Annotated in this window: 20 protein-coding genes and 2 riboswitches; of the genes, 18 read left to right on the top strand and 2 right to left on the bottom strand. The window is 35.0% G+C overall.

The annotated features are described in order from the left end of the window. Positions 1 to 10: 10 nt before the first annotated feature. On the bottom strand, positions 11 to 1,261 hold the full coding sequence (gene metK / locus BMW63_RS02795) for a methionine adenosyltransferase (RefSeq protein ID WP_074720982.1): 1,251 nt from the start codon (positions 1,259 to 1,261) through the stop codon (positions 11 to 13). 658 nt (positions 1,262 to 1,919) lie between these two features. Between metK and BMW63_RS02800 the strand changes: the two genes are divergently transcribed. From BMW63_RS02800 to BMW63_RS02835, 8 genes are all read left to right on the top strand, one after another. After that, entirely contained in the window at positions 1,920 to 2,225 is a 306-nt protein-coding gene (locus BMW63_RS02800) for a hypothetical protein (RefSeq protein WP_074720984.1), read from the top strand. A 211-nt stretch (positions 2,226 to 2,436) separates the two neighbouring features. Continuing rightward, positions 2,437 to 2,634, top strand: coding sequence for a hypothetical protein (locus BMW63_RS02805; RefSeq protein WP_074720986.1), 198 nt, complete (start codon positions 2,437 to 2,439; stop codon positions 2,632 to 2,634). A gap of 583 nt (positions 2,635 to 3,217) precedes the next feature. After that, on the top strand, positions 3,218 to 4,492 hold the full coding sequence (locus BMW63_RS02810; RefSeq protein ID WP_074720988.1) for an O-acetylhomoserine aminocarboxypropyltransferase/cysteine synthase family protein: 1,275 nt from the start codon (positions 3,218 to 3,220) through the stop codon (positions 4,490 to 4,492). 526 nt (positions 4,493 to 5,018) lie between these two features. Further along, positions 5,019 to 5,225, top strand: coding sequence for a hypothetical protein (locus tag BMW63_RS02815; protein WP_074720990.1), 207 nt, complete (start codon positions 5,019 to 5,021; stop codon positions 5,223 to 5,225). Between the two features lie 176 nt (positions 5,226 to 5,401). Continuing rightward, a riboswitch (SAM riboswitch) is annotated at positions 5,402 to 5,510 on the top strand. 80 nt (positions 5,511 to 5,590) lie between these two features. Next, positions 5,591 to 8,977 (top strand): bifunctional aspartate kinase/homoserine dehydrogenase I, encoded by a 3,387-nt coding sequence (gene thrA / locus BMW63_RS02820; protein ID WP_074720992.1) that lies wholly within the window; start codon positions 5,591 to 5,593, stop codon positions 8,975 to 8,977. 118 nt (positions 8,978 to 9,095) lie between these two features. Further along, positions 9,096 to 9,530 (top strand): OsmC family protein, encoded by a 435-nt coding sequence (locus tag BMW63_RS02825; protein WP_074720994.1) that lies wholly within the window; start codon positions 9,096 to 9,098, stop codon positions 9,528 to 9,530. A 98-nt stretch (positions 9,531 to 9,628) separates the two neighbouring features. Beyond that, positions 9,629 to 10,801: a trans-sulfuration enzyme family protein gene (locus tag BMW63_RS02830; RefSeq protein ID WP_074720996.1), complete on the top strand. Its 1,173-nt coding sequence runs from the start codon at positions 9,629 to 9,631 to the stop codon at positions 10,799 to 10,801. A 78-nt stretch (positions 10,802 to 10,879) separates the two neighbouring features. Next, entirely contained in the window at positions 10,880 to 11,290 is a 411-nt protein-coding gene (locus BMW63_RS02835; protein WP_074720998.1) for an RrF2 family transcriptional regulator, read from the top strand. Positions 11,291 to 11,366: 76 nt separating this feature from the next. On the opposite strand, the gene BMW63_RS02840 is transcribed toward BMW63_RS02835, so the two are convergent. Beyond that, the gene (locus tag BMW63_RS02840) at positions 11,367 to 12,155 is read right to left on the bottom strand and encodes a sulfite exporter TauE/SafE family protein (protein ID WP_074721000.1); all 789 of its coding nucleotides are present in this window, start codon (positions 12,153 to 12,155) and stop codon (positions 11,367 to 11,369) included. Positions 12,156 to 12,481: 326 nt separating this feature from the next. Here BMW63_RS02840 and BMW63_RS02845 point away from each other — a divergent pair, with 326 nt between their 5' ends. The 10 genes from BMW63_RS02845 to metH all read left to right on the top strand — a co-directional run bounded on the left by BMW63_RS02845 (position 12,482) and on the right by metH (position 25,875). Beyond that, positions 12,482 to 13,183, top strand: coding sequence for a phosphoadenylyl-sulfate reductase (locus tag BMW63_RS02845; protein ID WP_074721002.1), 702 nt, complete (start codon positions 12,482 to 12,484; stop codon positions 13,181 to 13,183). Positions 13,184 to 13,292: 109 nt separating this feature from the next. Further along, positions 13,293 to 14,192, top strand: a complete 900-nt coding sequence (gene cysD / locus BMW63_RS02850; RefSeq protein WP_074721004.1) for a sulfate adenylyltransferase subunit CysD — start codon at positions 13,293 to 13,295, stop codon at positions 14,190 to 14,192. 1 nt (position 14,193) lies between these two features. After that, the gene (locus BMW63_RS02855; RefSeq protein ID WP_074721006.1) at positions 14,194 to 14,925 is read left to right on the top strand and encodes a DUF2490 domain-containing protein; all 732 of its coding nucleotides are present in this window, start codon (positions 14,194 to 14,196) and stop codon (positions 14,923 to 14,925) included. Positions 14,926 to 15,042: 117 nt separating this feature from the next. Then, positions 15,043 to 16,287, top strand: a complete 1,245-nt coding sequence (locus tag BMW63_RS02860) for a sulfate adenylyltransferase subunit 1 (protein WP_074721008.1) — start codon at positions 15,043 to 15,045, stop codon at positions 16,285 to 16,287. A gap of 246 nt (positions 16,288 to 16,533) precedes the next feature. After that, complete coding sequence (locus BMW63_RS02865; protein WP_074721010.1) at positions 16,534 to 18,627, top strand: HEPN domain-containing protein; 2,094 nt, start codon at positions 16,534 to 16,536, stop codon at positions 18,625 to 18,627. Then, positions 18,617 to 19,411, top strand: a complete 795-nt coding sequence (cobA, locus tag BMW63_RS02870) for a uroporphyrinogen-III C-methyltransferase (protein ID WP_074721012.1) — start codon at positions 18,617 to 18,619, stop codon at positions 19,409 to 19,411. Before BMW63_RS02865 ends, cobA begins: the two co-directional genes overlap by 11 nt. Next, entirely contained in the window at positions 19,398 to 19,976 is a 579-nt protein-coding gene (locus BMW63_RS02875; protein ID WP_074721014.1) for a precorrin-2 dehydrogenase/sirohydrochlorin ferrochelatase family protein, read from the top strand. The genes cobA and BMW63_RS02875 overlap by 14 nt, the downstream gene beginning before the upstream one ends. A 106-nt stretch (positions 19,977 to 20,082) precedes the next feature. After that, a complete protein-coding gene (locus tag BMW63_RS02880) occupies positions 20,083 to 21,135 on the top strand; it encodes an NAD(P)/FAD-dependent oxidoreductase (protein WP_074721168.1) in 1,053 nt (350 codons plus the stop codon). Positions 21,136 to 21,228: 93 nt separating this feature from the next. Further along, positions 21,229 to 21,349: riboswitch (SAM riboswitch) on the top strand. Positions 21,350 to 21,595: 246 nt separating this feature from the next. Further along, the gene (locus BMW63_RS02885; RefSeq protein ID WP_074721016.1) at positions 21,596 to 22,597 is read left to right on the top strand and encodes a homocysteine S-methyltransferase family protein; all 1,002 of its coding nucleotides are present in this window, start codon (positions 21,596 to 21,598) and stop codon (positions 22,595 to 22,597) included. Positions 22,598 to 23,193: 596 nt separating this feature from the next. Beyond that, entirely contained in the window at positions 23,194 to 25,875 is a 2,682-nt protein-coding gene (metH, locus tag BMW63_RS02890) for a methionine synthase (RefSeq protein ID WP_074721018.1), read from the top strand. Positions 25,876 to 25,905: the final 30 nt, after the last annotated feature.

Here is a 25,905-nt window from a genome sequence, read left to right on the forward strand (position 1 = left end):
TTGAATCGAATTATAATCCAAAAGCTTCCTTCACTTGATCAACAAAATCTAATTTTTCCCAAGTAAATAACTCAACTTCAACAGTTTTTGTCAATCCTCCTGGAGCAGAGAAAGTTTTTGTTACTGTTTCTGGCGTACGTCCCATGTGTCCGTAAGCAGCAGTTTCACTATAAATAGGATTTCTTAGTTTTAAACGTTGCTCAATAAAGTAAGGACGCATATCAAAGATTTCTTCTACTCTCTTAGCGATTTCTCCGTCTCTTAAGTTTAGTTTAGATGTTCCGTATGTATCAATGAAGATTCCCATTGGTTTCGCTACACCAATAGCATAAGAAACCTGAACTAAAATTTCGTTTGCAACACCAGCAGCAACTAAGTTTTTAGCGATATGACGTGTAGCATAAGCGGCACTTCTATCCACTTTACTTGGATCTTTTCCAGAGAAAGCACCACCACCGTGAGCTCCTTTTCCTCCGTAAGTATCTACAATGATTTTTCTTCCTGTAAGTCCTGTATCTCCGTGAGGTCCTCCAATTACAAATTTACCAGTTGGGTTAATGTGATATTGAATAGTGTCATTAAATAAATGAGCGTGTTTTGGGTTTTTTGCAATGATTCTAGGAATCAAGATTTCCACAATATCTTTTTTGATTTTAGCAAGCATGCTAGCTTCTTCATCAAAATCGTCATGTTGTGTAGAGATTACAATCGCTTCAATACGCACTGGCACATTGTCATCGCTGTATTCTAGTGTAACTTGAGATTTAGCATCTGGACGCAAATAAGGAATCTCCTTGTTCTCACGTCTCAAAATCGCCAATTCTTTCAATAATTTATGAGATAAATCTAAAGCCAATGGCATGAAGTTCTCTGTTTCATTAGTAGCATAACCAAACATCATTCCTTGGTCACCTGCTCCCTGATCTTCAGGATTAGCTCTGTCAACACCTTGGTTTATATCTGCTGATTGTTCGTGAATAGCAGAAAGAATGCCACAAGAGTTGGCTTCAAACATGTATTCACTTTTTGTATAACCAATTTTTCTGATTACTTCACGTGCAATGTGTTGCACATCTAAGTAAGTATTTGATTTTACTTCACCTGCTAAGATTACTTGTCCAGTAGTTACTAATGTTTCACAAGCTACTTTTGAATCAGCATCAAATGCCAAAAAGTTATCGATTAATGCGTCTGAAATTTGATCTGCAATTTTGTCTGGGTGTCCCTCACTTACAGATTCTGACGTAAATAAATATGCCATAATAAATATAAATTTAAAATTAAGGGAGGAAAAATAATTGCGGGAAAATACTAAAGAAGAGTTTCTGCTTTAGCATTTTTTCTACTGAAGATTTTTCAGCATCCATAATGAATTCGTTTCATTATGAAGAGGTTGCAATCAGTTCAAATTTTTCCTCTTGTAATTGAGTGCAAAGGTATGAAACCATTTTGAATTGTAAATTAAACTTAAGTTTTTTTTTTTTGATTTGGGTAGAACTGTTTTTTTAATTAACGAAAAGCTTCTTTGTATAATTATCAATACAATGCTACTATTTAGTTTAGTATTTTTTAATAGTAAATTAATGATCTGTTTACTTATGATTAGAATCATAGATTTATTTTAGCATTACTATAACTTTCATTCGTATGGAATGATTTTTATAACTTTTTTCTGAACTGCAACCCTTTAAAAACGTTATGCATCTGATATTGTAGTATTTAAACGAGTTTATTTAGTCGAATACTTCTAGTTTGTTAAATTTGGTATAGCTTAAATCTAAGGATTCAAATACAGTTTTTTTTTTAGATTATATGTTTTATTCTATTTTTAAAACTTTAAATAGCAGCTGGTTATTGCACATACATTAAAATTAAGGAAGGAATAAGTAACAATTTATAAACCATAAAAACATTTTATCATGAGAGCAAACGAAAAGGTTTTAGTAATTGAAAACACAGAATTAAGAAAGCACAACACTGGAAGTGATAAATGGGATCGTTACCTCGATGATTATAATAATTATGTTAAAGAATATAATAAGCATTATTTAAATGCACTAAAAGGGGATGAACGATCAATATCATTGTATCCCTATATGAAAGAGAAGTGGGAAGAGTTGAAAAAGCGGCTTATAAAAGCATACAACAATAAACGATTAAGTGATAGACAAATTAGAAGAGTAGTTAAAATTAACATGAAAATTGTTAAGGCGTGCTTTAAGTGAAATTACATTTTGGGATTCTCTTTATTTAAAATTTAGTATGGCGTTTCCATTTTGTAAAATAGCATAAGTACCCATATTTTTCAATTGTTTTTTTAGCGGTTGTTTAGTAGTAGCAATAGTGTAAATTAGAAGAGATATGAAAATTTAAGCAATTTGATTTGAATAGCTTAAATAGAGGGAAAGGAAAAGCAAATGGCTAAAAATTATCATCATGAAAACATCAAAAACAACTTCGGGAAATTCAGATTTTAAATTCAGTGGGCAAAAAGGAGAAAAAGGAGAACCAATAAATAAATTAGTTCACCCTAGAATCAAAGCCAAAACAACGAACTCTTTTGGGGCTAAAAATGCTTCAAATTCACTATTGCTTCAAATGTATTGTCAAGAAAATGAAGTTTTGTTTATATAGTTGAACGGAATCCTACATTAATGAAACATAATATGAGCAAAAATACTTTGTAGCATCTGTAAATAGATCTAATATTAAACTCAGCATGAAGTTTAATTAATTTTTTTATAAATAATTGATTATATGTGTTTTAACAGAAACAGCTTTAATTGTTATTTTTTGAAATATATTAGGATATATAAATTATTGTTAGCAAATTTGTTCCAAGAAAAAACCAATACAATGAAATTAAATGTGTGTAATATGTCAAAAACCATGAAGGAAAATTCCTGAGGGTAGTCTATTGCTTCAATTTAAAATTTTAAATATAGCAAAAAGCTTCCCTCAAAAAGGGAAGCTTTTTTTTGCACACTAAACAAAACCTTTTTTTTTAAATAAATAACAATTCAAAATGATCAATCTAAATTTTAAACAAATCAACCCATCAATTGTCAAATCTTTGATTTGCACAAAATCTTTGATGTGTGTTTGTTTTAGGTGATCCAAAAGTATAAGTTTATAAGACAACTTAAAACCCTTTTGGATAACTATCTAAAAGGGTTTTTAAATTATTAAAAAACAATAAAACCAAAAAACTAAAATTATGAGTATTAATAAATTTGAAACAAACGCATTACATGCCGGACATGATGTAACAAAACACGCAGGAACTAGAGCAGTTCCTATTTACCAAACATCATCCTATGTTTTTGATAATTCTGAGCACGCGGCTAATTTATTCGGCCTTTCTGAAGCAGGTTATATTTATACAAGATTGAATAATCCAACAAATGATATCTTGGAACAACGCCTTGCAGCATTAGAGGGAGGAATAGGAGCTGTAGTTACCGCTTCTGGAACAGCGGCTATCACAACAGCTTTATTAGTATTGTTGAAAACGGGCGATCATATTGTAGCTTCAAGTAGTTTGTACGGAGGAACATTTAATCTATTGCAAACTACTTTGCCTAGACTTGGGATCACAACCACTTTTGTAGATCCTTCTGATCCGGCTAACTTTACTAAGGCAGCGAATGAAAATACAAAAGTGTTTTTTATCGAAAGTTTGGGTAACCCAAAGTTAGATGTATTAGATATTGAAGCTATTTCCGCTGAAGCAAAAGCGTTAAAGTTGCCTTTGATTGTTGATAACACTGTGGCTTCTCCTTATTTGCTAAATCCGATTGCGCACGGAGCAAATATTGTTATTCATTCTTTGACCAAATATATTTCAGGTAACGGAACTTCTTTAGGGGGCGTTATTGTTGATGCGGGAACTTTTGACTGGAGTAGTGGTCGTTTTCCTGAATTCACGACACCTAATGCTGGTTATCATGGTTTGGTTTATCACGAAGCTTTAGGAAACGCCGCTTTTATTGCCAGAGTTAGAATCGAAGGATTACGTGATTATGGTGCTGCTTTGAGTCCGTTTAATGCGTTCCAAATTATTCAAGGTTTAGAAACATTAGCCGTTCGTGTAAAAAGACATAGCGAAAACGGATTAGCACTAGCACAATGGCTAGAAAGTCAAGACCAAGTAGAGTGGGTAAATTATCCAGGTTTACAATCGAGTAAATATCATGACTTAGCAAAACGGTATTTACCAAAAGGACAAAATGGATTAGTAACCTTTGGTTTAAAAGGTGGTTTTGAAGCAGCTAAAAAAGTAGCAGACGACACAAAACTATTTTCGTTACTAGCAAATATTGGAGATACAAAATCTTTAATTATTCATCCGGCAAGTACAACGCATCAGCAATTATCTGACGAACAACAATTAGCTTCGGGTGTTTCTAAAGATTTGATACGACTTTCTGTCGGTTTAGAAGACATTGAAGATTTAAAAGCCGATTTAAAAGCTGTTTTTGATTCATTTTAATTGCCCCATTTTTAAAATTTATGTTAATTATTTATGTGATTTTGGTTGTGATTATTGTCAAATGTTAATATTGTCCATTTTTTTAATTGCATCGATGAAATTAGCGTTAATTCATTGTGAATAATTTGGAAATTAGAAGATTAAACGTGACATTTGTTGAATAAAAATACTAAAGATGAATTTTACTATTTATAAACAATTTGTAGTCGTATCGAAGAAATTCGGGAGCTTGCAATTGCCTTAAATTATATAAAAATATAATATAGCAAGAGCCTCCTAAGATAATTGGGAGGCTTTTATTTTTAAACAAATTTCAGCTTTCATAATAAAAAAATAAATGAAGATATTTTCAAATAAGAAGATTCAGATCCTTGTCGCAACGTTTTGCGTGGAAGTCTGTTGATACTAAAAGTATAAGTTTTTATGACTTAAATCCTTTTGGTATTTTTTCCAAGAGGATTTTTTTTATACTAATATCTAGATCAAAGAATAATAATAGAAAACAAACAACTTAAATACATATATCATGAGTGCAGCAAACAAACTTTCAAGGGCATGGGGACTTCTTAGAAACATGAGGGGTAATAAAAACAGCAACAATATAATTGCAATTGATGAACTAGTTAATCCAAGATTAGGTATGAACATATCAAACGGGAAAAATGCTAAAGATATCGTTAATTCATTGCAACTTTTGATGTATTCAAAGGAAAATGATACACTTTTTATTTAATTGAAAGTTATAAGACATAGCTTTTTACACGCGAGTAATTTCTGAATTGTTTGATTCAGCGAGGTCTTGCGTTTTTTTGTTAAATATATTTTTCGCTAATAATGACAATGGTAAAAGTTTGGTTGTTATAAAAATATGTAGTTAATTTGCAGTAATAAGTTCACACACGTATTGAAATGTTATAAAGAAAGGACGAGGGATTAGACCCGATGAAGCCTTAGCAACCCTTCGAGAAATCGGAGAAGGTGCTGCATTCTACCACTCCTAAAAGTGGAAAGATAACAACAAGAATTTCTCTAGTATTTACCTAGTTTTTTCTTTCTAATATTTCCAAATACAAATCAAAATCAATAAAAGATTTGAAATTGGAAAATAAAATATCCCATATTACCATCCAAAATTTCACCACACACAATGGTGCTTTTTATGCTACCCTAAACTTAAGTTTTCAGGTTTTTGGAGCTCCTTTGCATACTGCTCCCATTATTTTAATAAATCACGCCTTGACGGGAAATTCACAAGTAATTGGGGAATCTGGATGGTGGAATGATATCGTGGGAGTAGATAAAACCATAGATACTAGAAAATATACTATTGTCTCTTTTGATGTGCCTGGTAACGGTTTCAATTCGGCTACTATCGAAAATTACAGAGATTTTATCGCAAGAGATATTGCTAGAATTTTCATCGAAGGGCTTCGCGTTTTAAAGATTGATAATTTATTCGCTCTCATCGGAGGTTCTGTTGGTGGTGGAATTGCTTGGGAAATTTTGGCCTTAGAGCCTAAACTAGCGCAAAACTTTATTCCCATCGCCACAGATTGGAAAGCGACGGACTGGTTGATTGCTAATTGCTATTTGCAAGAGAAAATCCTTAATAATTCTAAAAAACCTATTGAAGATGCGCGTATTCACGCAATGTTATGTTACCGCACGCCAGAATCTTTTAAAGAGAAATTCAATAGAGACATTAATGTGCAACTAGAAACCTTTCAAGTGGAAAGTTGGTTGAATTACCACGGCGAAAAACTAGAAAAAAGGTTTCAACTGTCGGCATATAAAATGATGAACCAACTTTTAAAAACGATTGATATTACTCGCAATCACGAGTCATTAGAATCAATTATATCTAAAGTGGACGCGAACATATATATTGTAGGAATCAATTCGGATTTATTTTTTACAGCGAAGGAGAATCGAGAAACCTACAACGAGATTAAAAAATTTAAAAATAATGTATTCTACAGTGAGATTGACTCACAACACGGGCACGATGCCTTTTTGATAGAATATGAACAATTAGACAATTTATTAGAAGTTGTTTTCAAAAATAAAAAGCAGATGAAAATAGTAAAATTTGGCGGTAAATCTTTGGCAAACGGCGATGGTATCGATAGAGTTTTGGATATTATTGAGGGTAAAATAAAACAAGAAGAGAAAATTGCAGTAGTAGTTTCGGCAAGAGGAAAAGCAACAGATGAGCTGGACGATATTCTTACTATTGCAGCCAAAAACGGGAATTACAAACCGCTTTTAGAAAGTTTTAAAACCTACCAAAAAGATGGTTTTGATAAAGTTGATTTTTCAACTGAATTTGATAAATTAGATAAGCTTTTTGAAGGCGTTAGCTTGATTGGCGATTATAGCGTGAAGATTCAAGATCAAGTTTTAGCACATGGCGAAGTACTTTCGGCTAAATTATTGGTGTTTTTATTGAATGAAAGAGGTATTCCTGCAAAACTTGCAGACACCAGAGAATTAATTATAACCGATTCTAATTTTGGTGATGCACAACCATTAGACGCTGTTTCGAAAAAGAATTTCATCCAAATTTTTAAAGAAAACAAAGATGTTGTTTTGGTGATTACTGGTTTTATTGGTTCGAATGCAAAACACGAAACCACTACTTTAGGTAGAAACGGAAGTAATTATACGGCATCATTAGTTGCCAGTTATATCAATGCCGAAGAATTGCAAAACTTCACTCATGTTGACGGAATTTACACTGCCAATCCTGAATTAGTTTTAGATGCAAAAAAGATTGAATCTTTGTCTTATAACGAAGCAAATGAAATTGCTAATTTTGGAGCGAATATTTTGCACGCCAAAACCATCATTCCGCTGTTAGAAAAAAATATCCCTCTTCGAATTCTGAATACGTTCAATCATAAAAATAATGGAACTTTAATCACGTCAAATTCTAATGCGAGCGGAATTAAAACATTATCTGTTTTAGAAAATGTTTCTTTGGTGAATTTAGAAGGAAGAGGTTTACTTGGAAAAACAGGAGTTGATGCTCGTATTTTTAGAGTAATGGGAGATAATGATATTAGTGTGAGTATCATTTCGCAAGGTTCTTCTGAACGAGGAATTGGACTAGTGGTTGCTGCTGATAAAGCAACAAAAGCAATGATTGAATTAGAGAAAGAATTTGAAAACGATTTTTATTCTAAGGATGTCAATAAGATTACAGTGGTAGACAATGTATCTGTGATTTCAATAATAGGTCAGGATTTGAGCACGTTTCACAAGCCTTATACGGCATTGATAAAAAACAAAATTGTCCCTATTCTTTTCAATAATACAGTAACGGGTAAAAACGTGAGTTTAGTGGTTAAAAAATCAGAACTAAACAAAGCGTTGAATGTTATTCATGGAGAGATTTTTGGCGTAGCCAAGAAAATAAACATTGCCATTTTCGGACATGGATTAGTGGGAGGTACTTTGATTAATCAAATATTAGAGTCAGCTGGAGCTATCGAAAAACGAAAAGATATTAAACTCAACGTTTTTGCTATTGCCAATTCTAAAAAAGTATTGCTTAATAAAAAAGGAATTAACGCTAACTGGAAAAAAGAGTTACATACTGATGGAGTTGCATATACTTTAAATGATATTATCGCTTATGCAAATGAACATCATTTAGAGAATTTGATTGCCATTGATAATACGGCAAGTGCAAGTTTTGTAGAAAATTATATTCCGCTGGTTGATAGTAGTTTTGATTTAATTTCATCCAATAAAGTGGCTAATACATTGAGTTATGGTTTTTATAAAGAACTAAGAGGTGTTTTAGAAAAAAATCAGAAGAATTATCTGTACGAAACTAATGTAGGAGCAGGATTACCATTGATTGATACTATTAAATTATTGCATCTTTCAGGTGAAAATATTACCAAAATAAAAGGGGTGTTCTCAGGAACCTTGAGTTATTTGTTTAATAATTTCTCTTCTAAGGATGTTCCGTTTAGTGAAATCTTGAAAGAAGCAATTGATAGCGGATTCACAGAGCCAGATCCAAGAGAGGATTTATGCGGGAATGACGTAGGTAGAAAATTATTGATTCTTGCAAGAGAATTAGACTTGCAGAATGAATTTGAAGAAATAGATATTCAGAATTTAATTCCAGAACATTTACGTGAAGGAAGTGCCGCTGATTTCTTGACTAAATTAAAGGAATTTGACCCTATTTACAATAAAATAAAAAGCGAACAAAAACCAAATCACGTCTTGAGATACATTGGGGAATTATCTGGAGATTTACAGCATGACAAAGGAATTTTGGAAGTAAAATTAGTTTCCGTACCTTCGGATACTGCTTTGGGAGGATTGAAAGGTTCTGATTCGTTCTTCGAAATATATACCGAATCGTATGGAGATCGACCAATTGTAATTCAAGGCGCAGGAGCCGGTTCTGCAGTTACTGCAAGAGGGGTTTTTGGAGATATTTTGAGGTTGTCTGATAAGGGATAGAAAAGTGTTCAGTTGCTGAGTATTCAGAAAAATAAATAAAAAATCCGTTGCAATCGTTTTTAAATCCGCGTCATCCGCGTTCAAAAAAAAAGCGTGAGCAACGTTCAAAAAATACAATATGAAAATTACATTAAACAGAGTAAATGACAACTTCCATTTCGAATTAAAAAATGAAAGAGGACATATAGTAAACGTAGACAGCCGTCCAGAATTTGGTGGCGATGATCAAGGGCCAAGTCCAATGGAATTAGTTTTAATGGGAGTTGCAGGATGTAGCGCCATTGATATGATTTCGATTTTAAAGAAACAACGTCAAGAAATTACTTCATTCAAAGCTGAGGTAGAAGGCGAGCGGGTGCAAGTAGGAGAGGCAAAACCGTTTAAAGACATCTACTTGGTGTTTTCTTTAGAAGGCGATATAAAAGAAGACAAAGCGGCAAAAGCAGCGCAATTATCTTTTGACAAATATTGCTCGGTTTCTAAAACGTTAGAGCCAACAGCGACGATACATTACAAAGTAGTTTTAAATGGAGTGGAATTAGCAAAAGTCTAATTTACCTCCTTTTAGAACTAAATAAAATTCACTATTATTTTGTGAGCCTCTGAGTTTCCTTCGTGAATCTTTGTGGAACACTTTTAACAAACAACAGCATGAACGAAGAAGAATTTGGTTTTGAAACCGAAGCCATCCGCACCCAATTAGAACGTACCCAATATTTAGAGCACTCCGTACCATTATATTTAACCTCTAGTTTTGTATTTGAAGACGCCGAAGATATGCGTGCCTCATTTGCCGAAGAGAAAGACAGAAATATTTATAGCCGCTACAGCAACCCGAATACTAATGAGTTTGTAGAGAAAGTTTGTAAGATGGAAGGAGCAACTGCTGGTTTTGCCTTTGCTTCAGGAATGGCTGCGGTGTATTCCACTCTGGCTGCATTATTGAAATCTGGTGATCATATTGTCTCTTCCAGTAGTGTTTTTGGAGCGACACATTCCTTGTTTGTTAATTATTTTCCAAAGTGGAACATTCAAACATCGTATTTTGATATCAACGAGCCAGAAACTATTGAAAGTTTCATCACGCCTGATACAAAGATTCTTTTTGCTGAATCGCCAACGAATCCTGCAGTTGATATTATAGATTTAGAATTGCTCGGGAATATTGCCAAAAAGCACAATTTGATTTTAGTAATCGACAACTGTTTTGCAACTCCTTATTTACAGCAACCTATAAAATGGGGAGCGCATTTGGTAGTGCATTCGGCTACAAAGTTAATGGATGGCCAAGGAAGAGTTTTGGGAGGAGTAACGGTTGGTGATCCTGAATTGATTCATAAAATATATTTGTTTTCCCGACTTACGGGACCTTCTTTATCTCCATTTAATGCGTGGGTTTTATCCAAGAGTTTAGAGACATTAGCCATTCGATTGGATAGACATTGCGAAAATGCTCTGAAAGTGGCTGAGTTTTTAGAACAGCATCCAAATGTGAATCGCGTAAAATATCCGTTCTTAAAATCGCATCCACAATATGAAATTGCCCAAAAACAAATGAAAGCGGGAGGTAATATTGTCGCTTTTGAAATAAAAGGGGGACTTGAAGCAGGGCGTAACTTTTTAGATAAAATAAAATTATGTTCGCTTTCGCCAAACTTAGGAGATACCCGAACTATTGTAACGCATCCAGCTTCAACAACGCACAGTAAATTATCAGTTGATGAAAGATTAGCGGTGAGTATTACTGATGGTTTAGTGCGTGTTTCTGTAGGTTTAGAAACCGTGAAAGATGTTATCGCTGATTTGGAACAAGCTTTGGCTTAGATTTGTGATTAACGAATTTTGATTGTAGATTTGGTAATAATATTTTTATCATCATTCAACAATCACAAATCCTTACAAATGCTTTCAAAGAAAACAAAATACGGAATTAAAGCGTTGACTTTTTTGGCTCGCCAAGAAGATCAAACACCTGTTGCTATTGCTGATATTGCAAAAAGTGAAAATATTTCGGTTAAGTTTTTGGAAAGCATATTATTGCTTTTACGACATTCGGGTTTTTTGGGTGCCAAAAAAGGAAAAGGTGGCGGATATTACTTAATCAAAGACCCTAAGGAAATTAATATGGCCAAGGTCTATCGTATTCTTGAAGGCCCAATTGCATTATTGCCTTGTGCAAGTCATAACTTTTATGAAAAATGTGATGATTGTAAAGATGAGGTTTCTTGCGCAGTACGCAAGTTAATGACGGAAGTCCGTGATAATACATTAAAAATATTAGAGAATAATTCTCTTGCAGATATAGCATTTTAATTCTTAAGTATAACAATAAAAGACCCTTTCATTAAATAAATAATGAAAGGGTCTTTTATTGTCAATTAATTATTTTTTAAGCCATAAAAACAAGTTTGTAACCTACAAAGAATAACATTCCTGCAATGGCATTTCGAAGTAATATATCGGGTACTTTACCACTTAACATGCTGCCGATGAAAATTCCTGGAAGCGATCCTATTAATAATTGCCCTAAAAGTCCTAAATCTAAATTCCCCATGGTAGCATGTCCTAAACCGGCAACTAAAGTTAAAGGAACAGCATGTGCAATCTCGGTGCCTACTAGTTTTGGTGTTGCTAAAATTGGGTATAAGAAAAATAAGGTAACAGTTCCAAGTGCTCCAGCTCCAATTGATGTTAAGGTTACAGTAGCACCTAATAAAACTCCAATAGCAACAGTCAATACGTTTTGCGTTTTACTCTCACTATGAAATTTATCTCCTGAATGCTTTTGAGAGAAGTTTAAAAGCTTCTTTTTGAATAAAACGGCTATGGAAGTCATTAGTAATGCCCAACCTAAGCTACATTTAATTACTGCGTTTAATGCCGAAACATCTGTTTTTATGCTATGTAAAATCCATAATGTTACTAAGGCCGCTGGGACACTTCCTAACGAAAGCCAACCTGTGATTTTCCAATTAATATTCTTTTTTTTATGATGTACATATACACCACCCATTTTAGTAAATGCCGCATACAATAGATCAGTTCCAACAGCTGTTGTAGGTGGAATTCCGAACCATAATAAAATGGGAGTCATTAGTGAACCGCCTCCAACACCTGTTAATCCTACAATAAAACCAACAGTTAAACCCGCGATGACTAATCCTATTTGAAAATCCATACAATTAATTTTTCGTCAAAATTAATAACTATTTAACAACTATCCTATAGGGAAAGTAGACTAATTGAAATATATTTTAAAAATTGAATATTAATGGAGATAGAACAGTATTATTTAGCAATAATAGAAAAGGAAGTGCCAATAGTTATTGATTCAATAATTATTGGCTTATAAAGGTCTAATGTGCTTTTTTTGAGTCTATAAGGTATTATTTTATTTAGAATAAAAAATCCAAATTTTGTTTTGTACTTTAGAAATAAGTATTACTTTTGCCTTTAAATCTACTAAACCGATAGGGTAATAGATTTTGTAATAAATAAAATAAAATGAGCACAACGATCGTACAAACATTAATAGAAAAAACAAAAGACTTTTCAATAGAAGAGGCTTTTATTTTTTTAGCAAATGAATATAAAGACAAAGTGGTTTTTTCAACTTCTTTTGGACAAGAAGATCAGGTGATTACGGCTTTAATTGCTAATAGTAACGCTTCAATCAATATTTTTACTTTAGATACTGGACGTTTGTTTCAAGAAACTTATGATGTTTTTCATAAGACATTAAAAAAGTATAAAAAACATATTGAAGTATATTTTCCTGAAGCTGCTGATGTTCAAAACCTATTGAATGCAAAAGGACCGAATAGCTTTTATGAATCGGTTGAAAACAGAAAAGAGTGTTGTTTTATTCGAAAAGTAGCGCCATTAACAAAAGCTTTAAAAGGAAATTCAGTTTGGATTACAGGATTAAGAGCCGAGCAATCAGAAAACAGAAATGACTTGCATCTTTTAGAATACGACGCCAAGTTCGAAATAATCAAATTCAACCCATTATTAAAATGGTCATTGAAAGAAGTAGAGGATTATTTAGAAAAAAACAATGTACCACAAAATGCTTTACACAAAAAAGGATTTGTAAGCATTGGTTGTGCGCCGTGTACAAGAGCAATTGCAGAAGGGGAAGACATTAGAGCCGGAAGATGGTGGTGGGAATCGAGTCACAAAGAATGCGGTTTGCACCAGAAATAAGGTTCGAAGTACGAACATAGAGGTTCAAAATAAAATTTAAAAACGAATATAATTCCGTTTGCTATCGCCCTCATTCGGAGGGGGTTGGGGGGAGGGTAAAAAATAAGCTATGAGTACAATATTAAAAACAAACGCATTAGAAAGCGAAGCGATATACATTTTTAGAGAAGTAATTTCTCAATTTGACAAACCAGTATTGCTTTTTTCTGGAGGAAAAGATTCAATTACTTTGGTTCGCTTAGCACAAAAAGCATTCTTTCCAGCTAAAATTCCTTTTCCGTTATTACATGTGGATACCGGACACAATTTTCCTGAAACAATTGAATTCAGAGACCGATTGGTTAAAGAATTAGGATTAGAGTTAATTGTTCGAAATGTACAAGATGCAATTGACGAGGGGAAAGTAGTAGAAGAAACCGGAAAATATTCTAGTAGAAATAGCCTGCAAACCACAACACTTTTAGATGCTATCGAAGAATTTAAATTTGATGCTTGTATTGGTGGTGCACGTAGAGACGAAGAAAAAGCAAGAGCAAAAGAACGTATTTTTTCGGTGCGTGATGATTTTGGTCAATGGGATGAAAAAAACCAACGTCCGGAGTTATTCGATTTATTAAACGGGAAAATTGAAAATGGTCAAAATGTGCGCGTTTTTCCTATTTCAAACTGGACTGAATTAGATGTTTGGAGTTATATCGAACAAGAACAAATCGAAATTCCATCCATTTACTTTTCTCACAAACGTAAGGTATTCTTGAGAGACGGAATGATTTGGTCACACTCTCCTTATGTGTACCAAGAAGAAAACGAAGAAATTGAAGAAAGAATTGTTCGTTTTAGAACCGTTGGAGATATGAGTTGTACAGCTGCAGTTGATTCTTATGCAGCTACAATATCTGAAGTGGTAGGCGAAATTAGATTGTCAACTATATCAGAGAGAGGTGCCAGAATTGATGATAAACGTTCTGAAGCTGCAATGGAGAAAAGAAAGCAACAAGGATACTTTTAGAATGAAGTTAATTAAAATACTGTTGAGTTTGTTTTTGATGAGTATTGGGGTAAAGGCGCAAACAGAGAAAGTGGTAGACAAACAAAGTTTACTTTGGGTGCGATATTACAATCAGCTTGAATTAAATGCTAAATGGGCCGTTCACACTGAAATTGATAATAGGATTTTTATAAATCCAGTAACGCAAAACACATTTATTAGTCGGCTTCAAATCAGGAATAAAATAACAGATAAGGTAGAGTTAGGAGCTGGGTTTGCTTATTTCTCTGTGGCAACACAAAATCCTGAAGTTAAAAATGAGTTTCATGTACCAGAATATCGAGCGCAGCAGGATGTAAGCATAAGGCAGGCTTTAGGAAAAGTAAATCTAACGCATAGGTACCAATTAGAAGAGCGGTTTATCCGCAATGCAAGTAAGTTGCAGTTAGAAGATGGAACTACATTTTACCTAAGGTTTAGATACCGAATTTATGGTGATTGGACTTTTTGGAAAAAAGATAAACGATTTTTAAAAGCGATATTTTATGATGAAATAATGATTAATGGTGGAAACAAAATTATCAAAAATACATTTGATCAAAATCGAATTTATGCCGCAGTGCAAATAGGGGTTAGTCCAAACGTTGCATTAGAATTAGGTTATTTAAATAGTTTTCAAGAAAGAGTAAACGGAGTTGATTATTTTAATAGAGATATAATTAGATTCAGCCTCATTCATAAAATTAAAATATAATTCAGATTAAAATCTGTTTAAAAAATAAAAATAAAAACATTCAGATTTAAAGGTTTTTATAAAGGCAATCAATGAAACTTGAAACCTTAAACTTTTAAACTTTAAACAAAAAATAAAATGGAAGTTTTAAAAATAGCAACGGCAGGAAGTGTAGATGACGGAAAAAGTACATTAATCGGAAGGTTATTGTACGATACACAATCTTTGACTACAGACAAACTAGAAGCAATAGAAAAAAGCAGCAAGCAAAAAGGATACGATTATCTAGATTTTTCTTTAGCTACAGATGGTTTAGTGGCAGAGAGAGAACAAGGAATCACCATTGATGTGGCGCATATTTATTTTTCTACAGCTAAGAAAAGTTACATTATTGCAGATACTCCAGGGCACGTTGAGTACACGCGTAACATGGTTACAGGAGCTTCAACTTCGCAAGTATCTATCATTTTGATTGATGCTCGTAAAGGCGTAATTGAGCAAACGTACCGTCACTTTTTTATCAATAATTTATTGAGAGTAAAAGAAGTAATTGTTGCGGTTAATAAAATGGATTTAGTTGATTATTCAGAAGAAATCTATAATAAAATTAAAGCCGACTTTGAAGCATTAAACGCCAAAAGTACTTTTAAAGAACAAAATGTAAGTTACATTCCATTAAGTGCTTTGACTGGCGATAATGTAGTAGAATCATTGGGTGGAATGCCGTGGTACGAAGGGCAAACAATCTTAGAACACCTAGAGGCTTTAGAGCCAGCAGATGTTTATGAAAAAGGGAAAGCACGTTTCCCTGTTCAAACAGTAATCCGACCGAAAACAGAAGAGTATCACGATTTTAGAGGATATGCTGGTAAACTACACGGAAACAATATTAAAGTGGGAGATGCAGTGACTGTATTACCTTCTTTAACAGAATCGAAAGTGTCTAAAATTCACTTTTTTGATAAACAATTTGATGAAGCTTCTGTGGGATCTTCAATTACGATCGAATTAGAAAATGACATTAATGTAACTAGAGGAGACATGATAGTAAAATCATCTGAATTGCCTAAAGTTGAAAAAGACATTAATACTACAGTTTGTTGGATGGACAGTAAAAAACTCGTCCCTGGTGCAAAATATTTTGTGCAACATAACACCAATAGAGTTTTGGCTAAAATTGACAGCGTGAAAAACGTGATTGCAACTGATTTCTCAGGAACAACCGAAGCGTCTCAATTAGCAATTAACGAAATAGGAGAAGTAAATATCAAGTTAAGCAAAGCAATTTATTTTGATGCATACAACGATAATAAATCAAATGGTGCTTTTATCTTAATCGATGCAGCAACCAATACAACAGCAGGAGTAGGGTTTATTAGGTAATCCCCACCCCGGCCCTCCCCGAAGGGGAGGGAGAGATTGTCGAAAATGTTTGTAGATAAACTTGGTGGTTAAGTATTTTAGACTAGGTTATAACAAGAATCAAGCTCCTCAATGGCTTTTGTCTTTTTGAAATTGAATAGTAAAGATGAATTGAAAATTCAGAACCAGAATATAACATAATAAAGCTCCTCAACGGCTCCCCCTCCTTCGGAGGGGGCTGGGGGGAGGATAATAGTAAAAATAGGTATGGAAAGTTTTAGAACCGAAATAGAGAATCCGATTGTTCAAAAAGAAATAATCGATTTAGAAAGAAAAATTGCTTTATTCAAAGATGGTAAAATTGATGAGGAACGTTTTCGTTCGCTGCGTTTAGCACGTGGTGTTTACGGTCAGCGTCAAGAAGGCGTACAAATGATTCGTATTAAATTGCCATTTGGTAAAGTAAGCAGCGAGCAATTAATACGTATTAGTAAAGTTTCTGATGAATATTCTACGGGGCGTTTGCATATCACAACGCGTCAGGATATCCAGATTCACTATGTGAGTTTAGATAGAACTCCAGAACTTTGGGCACAATTAGCAATCGATGACATTACACTTCGCGAGGCTTGTGGTAACACTGTTAGAAATATTACAGCAAGTGAATTAGCAGGAGTTGATGTAGATGAACCTTTTGATGTTTCGCCCTATGCACACGCCATGTTTCAGTTTTTCTTGAGAAATCCTATTTGTCAAGAAATGGGACGTAAATTCAAAATGTCATTTTCATCTTCAGATAAAGATACTGCCTTGAGTTATTTGCATGATTTAGGATTTATTCCAAAGATTGTTAATGGTGAGCGCGGATTCAAAGTAATGCTAGGAGGAGGATTAGGTTCGCAGCCACATCATGCCGAATTATTATCAGAATTTATTCCTGTAAACCAAATTATCCCAACAACTGAAGGGGTTTTGAGAATATTTGATCGCTTTGGCGAAAGAGCCAAACGTTTAAAAGCACGTATGAAATTTCTAATCAAAGATATTGGTCGCGATGAATTTTTACGTTTAGTTGACGAAGAGAAAAAAGCACTGTCATACCAGTCTTACGAAATTGACACAACTGATTTTGATGTTACTATTCCAGTGACTTTATTAGAAGTGCCAAAAGTAACTATTGAAGATACAGCCGCTTTTGAAGCTTGGAAAAAATCGAATGTAATTGCTCAAAAACAAGCAGGGTATTACGCCATTGGTATCAAAGTACTTTTAGGAGATTTTTATACAGATAAAGCCAGAGCATTAGCTGATTTAATCAAAAATTACGGTGCTAATGAATTGCGTTTTTCACTAAAACAAAACATTGTACTTCGAAATATAAAAGAAGAAAATCTAGCTTTCTTTTACCAAGAATTAGCCAAATTAGACTTCGTGACACTAGGTTACGATACAATTAACGATATAACCGCATGCCCAGGAACAGACACCTGTAATCTTGGAATTGCAAGTAGTACTGGAATTGCAGAAGAATTAGAAAGAGTTTTAAAATTAGAATTCCCACAATATAAAGAGAATCGAGAAATCACGATAAAAATTAGTGGTTGTATGAATGCTTGTGGGCAACACAATATGTCATCAATAGGTTTTCAAGGAATGTCTATTAATGCAGGTAAATTAGTGGCGCCAGCATTACAAGTATTACTTGGAGGAGGAATCCTTGGAGATGGGAAAGGACGTTTTTCAGATAAAGTTATTAAAATTCCAAGCCGTAGAGGACCTGATGCATTGCGTTATATCTTAAACGATTTTGAAGCGAATGCTAACGGAAAATCCTTCTTAGATTATTATGACGCTCAAGGCGAAAAGTACTTCTACGAGTTCTTAAAACCTTTGGCAGATGTAACTAATCTTACTGACGAAGATTTTATCGACTGGGGAAATGCTGATAACTATGTAAAAGCGGTTGGAATAGGAGAATGCGCGGGTGTTGTAATTGATTTAGTGGCCACTTTATTATTGGAGGCCAAAGATAAATTGACTTTTGCACAAGAAGCTTTCGAAGATAAAAACTGGGCAGATGCTATTTATCTTGCCTATGCAGGTTTTGTAAATGGTGCTAAAGCCTTGTTACTTTCAGAAAACCAAAAAACAAACCATCAAGCGGGAATAATAGATTTATTTGATACTGTTTTTGTAGAAACGAATAAAATTCCATTGCAATCCACATTAAAGGACTTAGTATTTCAAATCAATAAGAATGAACCATCTGAAGAATTTGCTGTAAAGTACATTCAAGAAGCAATTGCTTTCTTTGACACCATCGAAGCATTCAGACTTAAAGACCTAAAAGATGAAAAATAAAATAGAACCTCAGGTAACACTAGTAGGAGCAGGTCCAGGAGATCCAGATTTATTGACCATCAAAGGGGCAAAAGCATTAGCTGAAGCGAATGTCGTTTTGTATGATGCTTTGGCTAATGAAGAACTGTTGTCTTTTGCTCCTAAAAAAGCATTGAAGATATTTGTTGGGAAAAGAAAAGGATGTCATGCGTATTCTCAAGATGAAATCAACCAGTTAATTGTAGATAACGCACTTACTTATGGTAATGTAGTACGATTAAAAGGTGGTGATCCTTTTATCTTTGGAAGAGGAAGTGAAGAAATAGAATTCGTAGAAAGCTTTGGAATTCCTACATTTGTAGTTCCTGGTATCTCATCGTCTATTGCGGTTCCAGCTTCTCAAGGAATTTCTTTGACAAAAAGAGGCGTTTCAGAGAGCTTTTGGGTGATTACTGGAACTACTTCAGCACGAAAATTATCTACAGATGTAGCTTTAGCGGCCCAATCGACGGCAACAGTCGTCATTTTGATGGGGATGAGCAAGCTGGATCAGATTGTGGCGTTATTCCAAAACGAATCCAAAGGAGCAATGCCCGTTGCGATTATTCAAAACGGAACTACGCCAGAAGAGAAAGTGGGAATTGGAACCATCGATACAATCCAGAAAGTTGTAGCGGAGAATAAATTAAGCTCGCCTGCCATAATTGTAATTGGAGAAGTGGTTGGGGATAGTAAGAAAAGAGCAGGTTTTTATAAAGAATTAAAATCAAACCACAATACAGTATTGGTATATGGAAAGGAATGAATTGTATCCGATATTTTTAAAAATACATCAAGTCAATGTACTTATTGTAGGAGGAGGAAATGTAGGATTAGAAAAATTGACATTCATGCTGAAATCCAGTCCAGATGCTAATGTTGAGGTTGTTGCTCCAAAATTTTTACCTGAATTAATTGAGTTAGTCAATAAGCATGATTCGGTAAAACTGACCATGAAGAAATTCAAGAAAAAGATGCTCAAGAAAAGGCATATGGTTATTGCTTGTACGGATGATCTTGAAGTGAATAAAAGAATTTATGATTTATGTAGGGAAAGATATTTAATTTGCAATATCGCTGATACGCCAGAATTATGCGATTATTATTTGGGAGGAATCGTAACCAAAGGAAATGTCAAAATTGCGATTTCAACAAATGGGAAATCACCTACAACAGCCAAAAGATTGCGCGAGTTTTTTGAAGAAATAATACCAGAAGATATCAACCAAATGGTTTTGAACCTGAATGAATACCGCAAAACCCTAAAAGGGAATTTTGAAGAGAAGGTTCAAAAAATGAATGAGGTTACCGCAGCGTTAAAAAATAAATAGAGATAAAAATAAGCGAATGATAAATATCATTTGATGAAGTAAAATTCAATCGTTAATTTGCATTAAATTAGTTTAGCATAATAGAAAGTACATGAAGAATATAGAAATGATTAAAACAGATATCCTTATTATAGGAGCCGGGCCAACTGGTTTATTTGCCGTTTTTGAAGCAGGATTATTAAAATTAAAATGCCATATATTAGATGCATTGCCACAAGTAGGGGGACAGCTTTCAGAGTTATATCCTAAAAAACCCATCTACGATATCCCAGGATTTCCAGAGGTTTTAGCTGGGGATTTAGTAGATAATTTAATGGAACAAATCAAGCAATTCGAACCAGGGTTTACACTTGGAGAACGCGCTGAAACAATAGACAAACAAGAAGACGGAAGTTTCATTGTTACCTCTAATAAAGGGACACGAATTCATGCCGCAGTTGTTGCTATTGCAGGAGGTTTGGGAAGTTTTGAGCCTAGAAAACCACTAATTGACGGGATCAATTTTTACGAAGACAAAGGCGTGAAGTATTTTATCAAAAACCCAGAAAAATTTAGAGATAAAAGAGTCGTTATTTCTGGTGGAGGAGACTCCGCTTTAGACTGGAGTATCTTCCTTTCGAATATTGCTTCCGAAGTAACTTTAATTCACAGAAGAAATGAGTTTAGAGGAGCATTGGATTCTGTAGAAAAAGTGCAGGAATTAAAAGATGCTGGAAAAATCAGGTTGATTACACCTGCTGAAGTAGTAGGGCTTAATGGTGCAGAGCATATTGAATCCGTTGTACTTGATGAAAATGGCGCAAGAAGAACCATTCCTACAGATTACTTTATTCCTCTTTTCGGATTGACACCAAAATTAGGGCCAATAGGAAACTGGGGACTAGAAATTGAGAAAAACGCCATCAAAGTAGACAACGCATTGGATTACCAGACGAATATTCCAGGGATTTTCGCCATTGGTGATGTAAATACGTACCCAGGGAAATTAAAATTAATTCTTTGTGGTTTTCATGAGGCGACATTAATGTGTCAGGCTGCCTATCAAATTATCAATCCAGGTAAGAAATATGTGCTAAAATACACAACAGTTTCAGGAGTCGATGGTTTTGACGGGACTCGTAAAGAAGCTCCAAAAGCAGTGGTTAAAGCCATTGTATAACAATTCGCATAAAAACCAATAAAAAAATATGGCGTTAATACTTGCAAGTGTTAGCGCTATATCTTTTCTTTGCAGTGTTCCTATATTTATTGATCGTTATCACGAAAGGCGGAGGGAAAGACCCAATGAAACCTTAGCAACCCTTTATCTTATAAAGAAGGTGCTACATTCTACTTTATGCTGAACTTACTTCAGTATCTAAGATAGATAACACAAGAATACTTCCATAGTATTTCTCAAACCTTTTCTTGACAACTTTTATATTATTTTTTTTAGAGCGAATGATTGGTGCTTTTTGCCATCATCCTTCCTGCTGTACGCTATATCTTTTATTCTGAACCCCAGAATAAAAGGATGCCGCTTCCATCAGGGCTAAAGAATTTATATAGTGAACTTTTGTAATTAGTAATCAAAAGTAAAAATCCCAATTCCGATTGTGATTTTCAAGAAATAAAAAGTTATGTCCAATATTCACGAAGCCATTAAAAAAAACATTCTCATCCTCGATGGAGCTATGGGAACCATGTTGCAACGCTATAATTTCTCCGAAGAAGATTTTAGAGGAGAACGTTTCAAAGACTTTCCACATTCTCTAAAAGGAAACAACGATTTGTTGTCTATAACCCAGCCACAAGCGATTCGCGCCGTTCACGCAGCCTATTTTGAAGCGGGAGCAGATATTGTAGAAACCAATACTTTTTCAAGCACTACGATTGGTATGGCCGATTATCACTTGGAAGATATTGTTTACGAACTCAACTATGATTCGGCAAAAATTGCCCGTGAAGTAGCCAATGAATTTACAGCCAAAAATCCAGATAAACCTCGTTTTGTTGCGGGTTCAATTGGGCCAACAAATAGAACAGCGAGTATGTCACCAGACGTAAACGATCCAGGATACAGAGCCGTAACCTTTGATGATTTGCGTATTGCTTACAAGCAACAAGTGGAAGCGCTGATAGACGGAGGAAGTGATATCTTATTGGTCGAAACTATTTTCGATACTTTAAATGCTAAAGCGGCACTTTTTGCCATCGAAGAAGTCAAAGACGAGCGCAATATCGATATTCCAATCATGGTTTCAGGAACGATTACTGATGCTTCAGGAAGGACACTTTCAGGACAAACAGTAGAAGCATTTTTAGTTTCTGTTTCGCATATTCCGTTGTTGAGTGTAGGTTTCAATTGCGCCCTTGGTGCCGATTTATTGAAACCGTATTTACAAACTTTGTCACAGAATACTTCATTCAATGTATCAGCGCATCCTAATGCAGGATTGCCTAATGCCTTTGGAGAATACGACGAAACACCCGCAGAAATGCAAGCACAAATAAAAACATATCTCGACGATAATTTAGTAAATATCATAGGTGGATGTTGCGGAACAACCCCAGAACACATCAGGTTAATCGCAGATATTGCAAAGAATTATAAACCAAGAGTTTCTACGGCGGTGATGTAAGACGGAGTAGAACTATACTATTTTGTCATTCTGACGAAGGAAGAATCTCTACAAGTTGCTCACATAACAAAGATTCTTCGTCCCTCAGAATGACAAAGAAGAGAGAATAACAATAAGTAAAAATGGTGAGGTTAAGGCAAGTTAACTTTGTTCTACCTACGAAGTAATCTGATTTAGTGGTTTCGCTAGCGCAAGCGTCTCGCTTGTGCCCGTAAAGAGAATAAAAGTATAGATTTTAGCTTTGTCATTCCCAGGAACGAAGGAATCTCGTAGCGAGAGTGACTCATGTAATTCTTCGTTAAAGTGAATGAGGTAAATGTTATACTGTTGATGGATAAGCTGGATGCGATTGCTTTGCTTCGTTCCTCGCAACTCCTCGCAATGACAAAAAGGGATGACATAGAATGCACAAATCCGCGTGAGGGATAGTAGTGGAGCTCCTTTTTCTTGACTTGCGTCGGGTTTAAACCCGAGGCAATTCAAGAAAAAGAGCGGGAACGAATAGCCCGACCCTTTTTGGGTCACGCCCAAAATAATAAGATAATAAAGCTGAGCCTCCTTGGTTTTTAAACCTTGAAGGATTAAAAATAAAAAAAATGGCAGAAAAAGAAACTAGAAGAAACCTTGTATTGGCGGGATTAGAGCCTTTGATTATTACGCCAGATAGCGTATTTGTGAATATTGGGGAACGCACAAATGTTACGGGTTCTAGAAAATTCCTTCGGTTAATTAAGGAAGAAAAATACGAAGAAGCACTGAGTATTGCCAAGGAGCAAGTGGAAGGTGGCGCGCAAATCATCGATATTAATATGGATGAGGGGATGCTGGACGGTGAATATGCCATGACAAAATTCCTGAATCTAATCGCTGCCGAGCCTGATATTTCGCGTGTGCCCATTATGATTGATAGCTCAAAATGGGATATCATTGAAGCGGGATTAAAAGTCGTACAAGGAAAAAGTGTAGTGAATTCGATTTCGCTAAAAGAAGGCGAAGAGGCTTTTATTCATCATGCTAAATTGATTAAGCGATACGGTGCTGCGGCAATTATTATGGCTTTTGACGAAACAGGCCAGGCTGATAATTACGATCGTAGAGTAGAAATATGTCAGCGTTCGTATGATATTTTAGTTGATAAAGTGGGTTTTCCGCCTCAGGATATTATTTTCGATTTGAATATATTTCCGGTAGCAACTGGGATGGAAGAGCACCGATTGAACGCTTTGGATTTCTTTAGAGGAACCAAATGGGTTCGTGAAAATTTACCGCATGCACACATTAGTGGTGGGGTGAGTAATGTGTCGTTTTCGTTTAGAGGGAATGATACGGTAAGGGAAGCGATGCACTCGGTTTTCTTGTATCATGCGATTCAAAACGGAATGACGATGGGGATTGTAAACCCAGAGATGTTAACCATTTATGATGATATTCCGAAAGATTTATTGGAGCATGTTGAAGACGTGATCTTAAACAGACGAGATGATGCTACAGAACGCTTGCTAGATTTTGCCGAAAATGTAAAAGGAGATGTCAAGAGCAATGAAAAGGGAATTCAAGAATGGCGTTCGGGAACAATTCAGGAAAGACTGACTCATTCTTTAGTTCGAGGAGTAGATGAATTTATACTTTTGGATATTGAAGAAGCGCGATTAGCCGCAACCAAACCTATTGAAGTAATCGAAATCAACTTGATGACGGGAATGAATGTGGTAGGAGATTTGTTTGGTTCGGGAAAAATGTTTTTGCCACAAGTGGTAAAATCAGCTCGTGTAATGAAAAAAGCAGTGGCTTATTTATTACCGTACATAGAAGCAAGTAAACAAGCGGGAGACAAACAAGGAAATGGAAAGATATTGATGGCAACTGTAAAAGGCGATGTGCATGATATTGGTAAAAATATTGTTTCGGTAGTGTTAGCATGTAATAATTATGAGATTGTAGATCTTGGTGTGATGGTCGCTCCCGAAAAAATTATTGCTGCTGCCATAGAACATGAAGTAGACATTATTGGACTGAGTGGTTTGATTACGCCTTCGCTAGACGAGATGGTGTATCTAGCGAAAGAATTAGATAAAAAAGGAATGAAAATTCCGGTGATGATAGGTGGAGCAACCACTTCGCGTGCGCATACAGCCGTGAAAATTGCACCTCAATATAGAGAAACAGTCATTCATGTTAATGATGCTTCGAGAGCGGTTACCGTAGCCGGAAGTTTGTTAAACAAGGATAAAAAAATATATGCGAGCGATATAAGAGCAGAATACGATGCGTTTAGAGAAACGTTTTTGAATCGTTCTAGAGACAAGAATTTCTTAACTATTGAACAAGCACGTAAAAACAAGTTGCAATTAGACTGGGATAATTTTACGCCTGTGAAACCAAATAGCATTGGCGAACAGGTAATTGAAGTGGAGCTAGATGTTTTGGTTCCGTATATTGACTGGACACCATTTTTTAGAACATGGGAATTGTTCGGGAAATATCCAGCGATTTTAACGGATGAAGTAGTAGGAGAGCAAGCGACTTCGGTTTTTGCGGATGCCAATGAAATGTTGGACGTTATTTTGAAAGAAAAGAAACTAACTGCCAAAGGGATTTACGGAATTTTCCCTGCGAATCAAATCAACGATGATGATATTGCGCTGACAGATGAAAACGGAAAGCCATTACAAACATTCTTGACTTTGCGTCAACAATCACAAAAAACCAAAGGAGCACCAAATATAGCTTTGGCAGATTTTATAGCCCCAAAAGATTCTGGAAAAATAGATTATATGGGTGCTTTTTGTGTGACTACTGGTTTTGGAGTTGATGAATGGGCGGCTGAATTTGAAAGAGATTTAGACGACTATAATTCGATTATGGTAAAAGCATTGGCAGACCGTTTTGCAGAAGCCTTTGCGGAATACTTACACGAAAAAGTACGTAAAGAAGTTTGGGGTTACTCGGCTGATGAATTGCTTAGCACCGAAGACATGATTGCAGAAACCTACAAAGGGATTCGTCCTGCGCCAGGTTATCCTGCTTGTCCTGACCATTTAGAAAAACCTACCATTTGGAAGTTATTAAATGTAGAGCAAGAAATAGGAGTGACTTTAACGGAAAGTATGGCAATGTGGCCAGCATCTTCTGTTTCGGGATATTATTTTGGGAATCCTGAAAGTAAATATTTTGGACTCGGAAAAATAAAAGAAGACCAAGTGATTGATTACGCAAAACGTAGAAGCGTACCAACTGAAGTAGCTACGAAATGGTTGAGTCCAAATATAGCAGACTAGAATAGTTGTTTAAAAATTAATGTTTAAAAT

Source organism: Flavobacterium frigoris (assembly GCF_900111075.1).
GTDB classification, from domain to species: domain Bacteria; phylum Bacteroidota; class Bacteroidia; order Flavobacteriales; family Flavobacteriaceae; genus Flavobacterium; species Flavobacterium frigoris.

Bases quoted from the DNA above. Each gene is read 5' to 3' on its own strand.
- metK (WP_074720982.1), bottom strand. From the start codon at position 1,261: ATGGCATATTTATTTACGTCAGAATCTGTAAGTGAGGGACACCCAGAC.
- BMW63_RS02800 (WP_074720984.1), top strand. From the start codon at position 1,920: ATGAGAGCAAACGAAAAGGTTTTAGTAATTGAAAACACAGAATTAAGA.
- BMW63_RS02815 (WP_074720990.1), top strand. From the start codon at position 5,019: ATGAGTGCAGCAAACAAACTTTCAAGGGCATGGGGACTTCTTAGAAAC.
- BMW63_RS02845 (WP_074721002.1), top strand. From the start codon at position 12,482: ATGAGCACAACGATCGTACAAACATTAATAGAAAAAACAAAAGACTTT.
- BMW63_RS02865 (WP_074721010.1), top strand. From the start codon at position 16,534: ATGGAAAGTTTTAGAACCGAAATAGAGAATCCGATTGTTCAAAAAGAA.
- metH (WP_074721018.1), top strand. From the start codon at position 23,194: ATGGCAGAAAAAGAAACTAGAAGAAACCTTGTATTGGCGGGATTAGAG.
- cobA (WP_074721012.1), top strand. From the start codon at position 18,617: ATGAAAAATAAAATAGAACCTCAGGTAACACTAGTAGGAGCAGGTCCA.
- BMW63_RS02855 (WP_074721006.1), top strand. From the start codon at position 14,194: ATGAAGTTAATTAAAATACTGTTGAGTTTGTTTTTGATGAGTATTGGG.
- BMW63_RS02805 (WP_074720986.1), top strand. From the start codon at position 2,437: ATGAAAACATCAAAAACAACTTCGGGAAATTCAGATTTTAAATTCAGT.
- BMW63_RS02830 (WP_074720996.1), top strand. From the start codon at position 9,629: ATGAACGAAGAAGAATTTGGTTTTGAAACCGAAGCCATCCGCACCCAA.
- BMW63_RS02840 (WP_074721000.1), bottom strand. From the start codon at position 12,155: ATGGATTTTCAAATAGGATTAGTCATCGCGGGTTTAACTGTTGGTTTT.
- BMW63_RS02885 (WP_074721016.1), top strand. From the start codon at position 21,596: ATGTCCAATATTCACGAAGCCATTAAAAAAAACATTCTCATCCTCGAT.
- BMW63_RS02860 (WP_074721008.1), top strand. From the start codon at position 15,043: ATGGAAGTTTTAAAAATAGCAACGGCAGGAAGTGTAGATGACGGAAAA.
- BMW63_RS02835 (WP_074720998.1), top strand. From the start codon at position 10,880: ATGCTTTCAAAGAAAACAAAATACGGAATTAAAGCGTTGACTTTTTTG.
- BMW63_RS02810 (WP_074720988.1), top strand. From the start codon at position 3,218: ATGAGTATTAATAAATTTGAAACAAACGCATTACATGCCGGACATGAT.
- BMW63_RS02880 (WP_074721168.1), top strand. From the start codon at position 20,083: ATGATTAAAACAGATATCCTTATTATAGGAGCCGGGCCAACTGGTTTA.
- BMW63_RS02825 (WP_074720994.1), top strand. From the start codon at position 9,096: ATGAAAATTACATTAAACAGAGTAAATGACAACTTCCATTTCGAATTA.
- BMW63_RS02875 (WP_074721014.1), top strand. From the start codon at position 19,398: ATGGAAAGGAATGAATTGTATCCGATATTTTTAAAAATACATCAAGTC.
- cysD (WP_074721004.1), top strand. From the start codon at position 13,293: ATGAGTACAATATTAAAAACAAACGCATTAGAAAGCGAAGCGATATAC.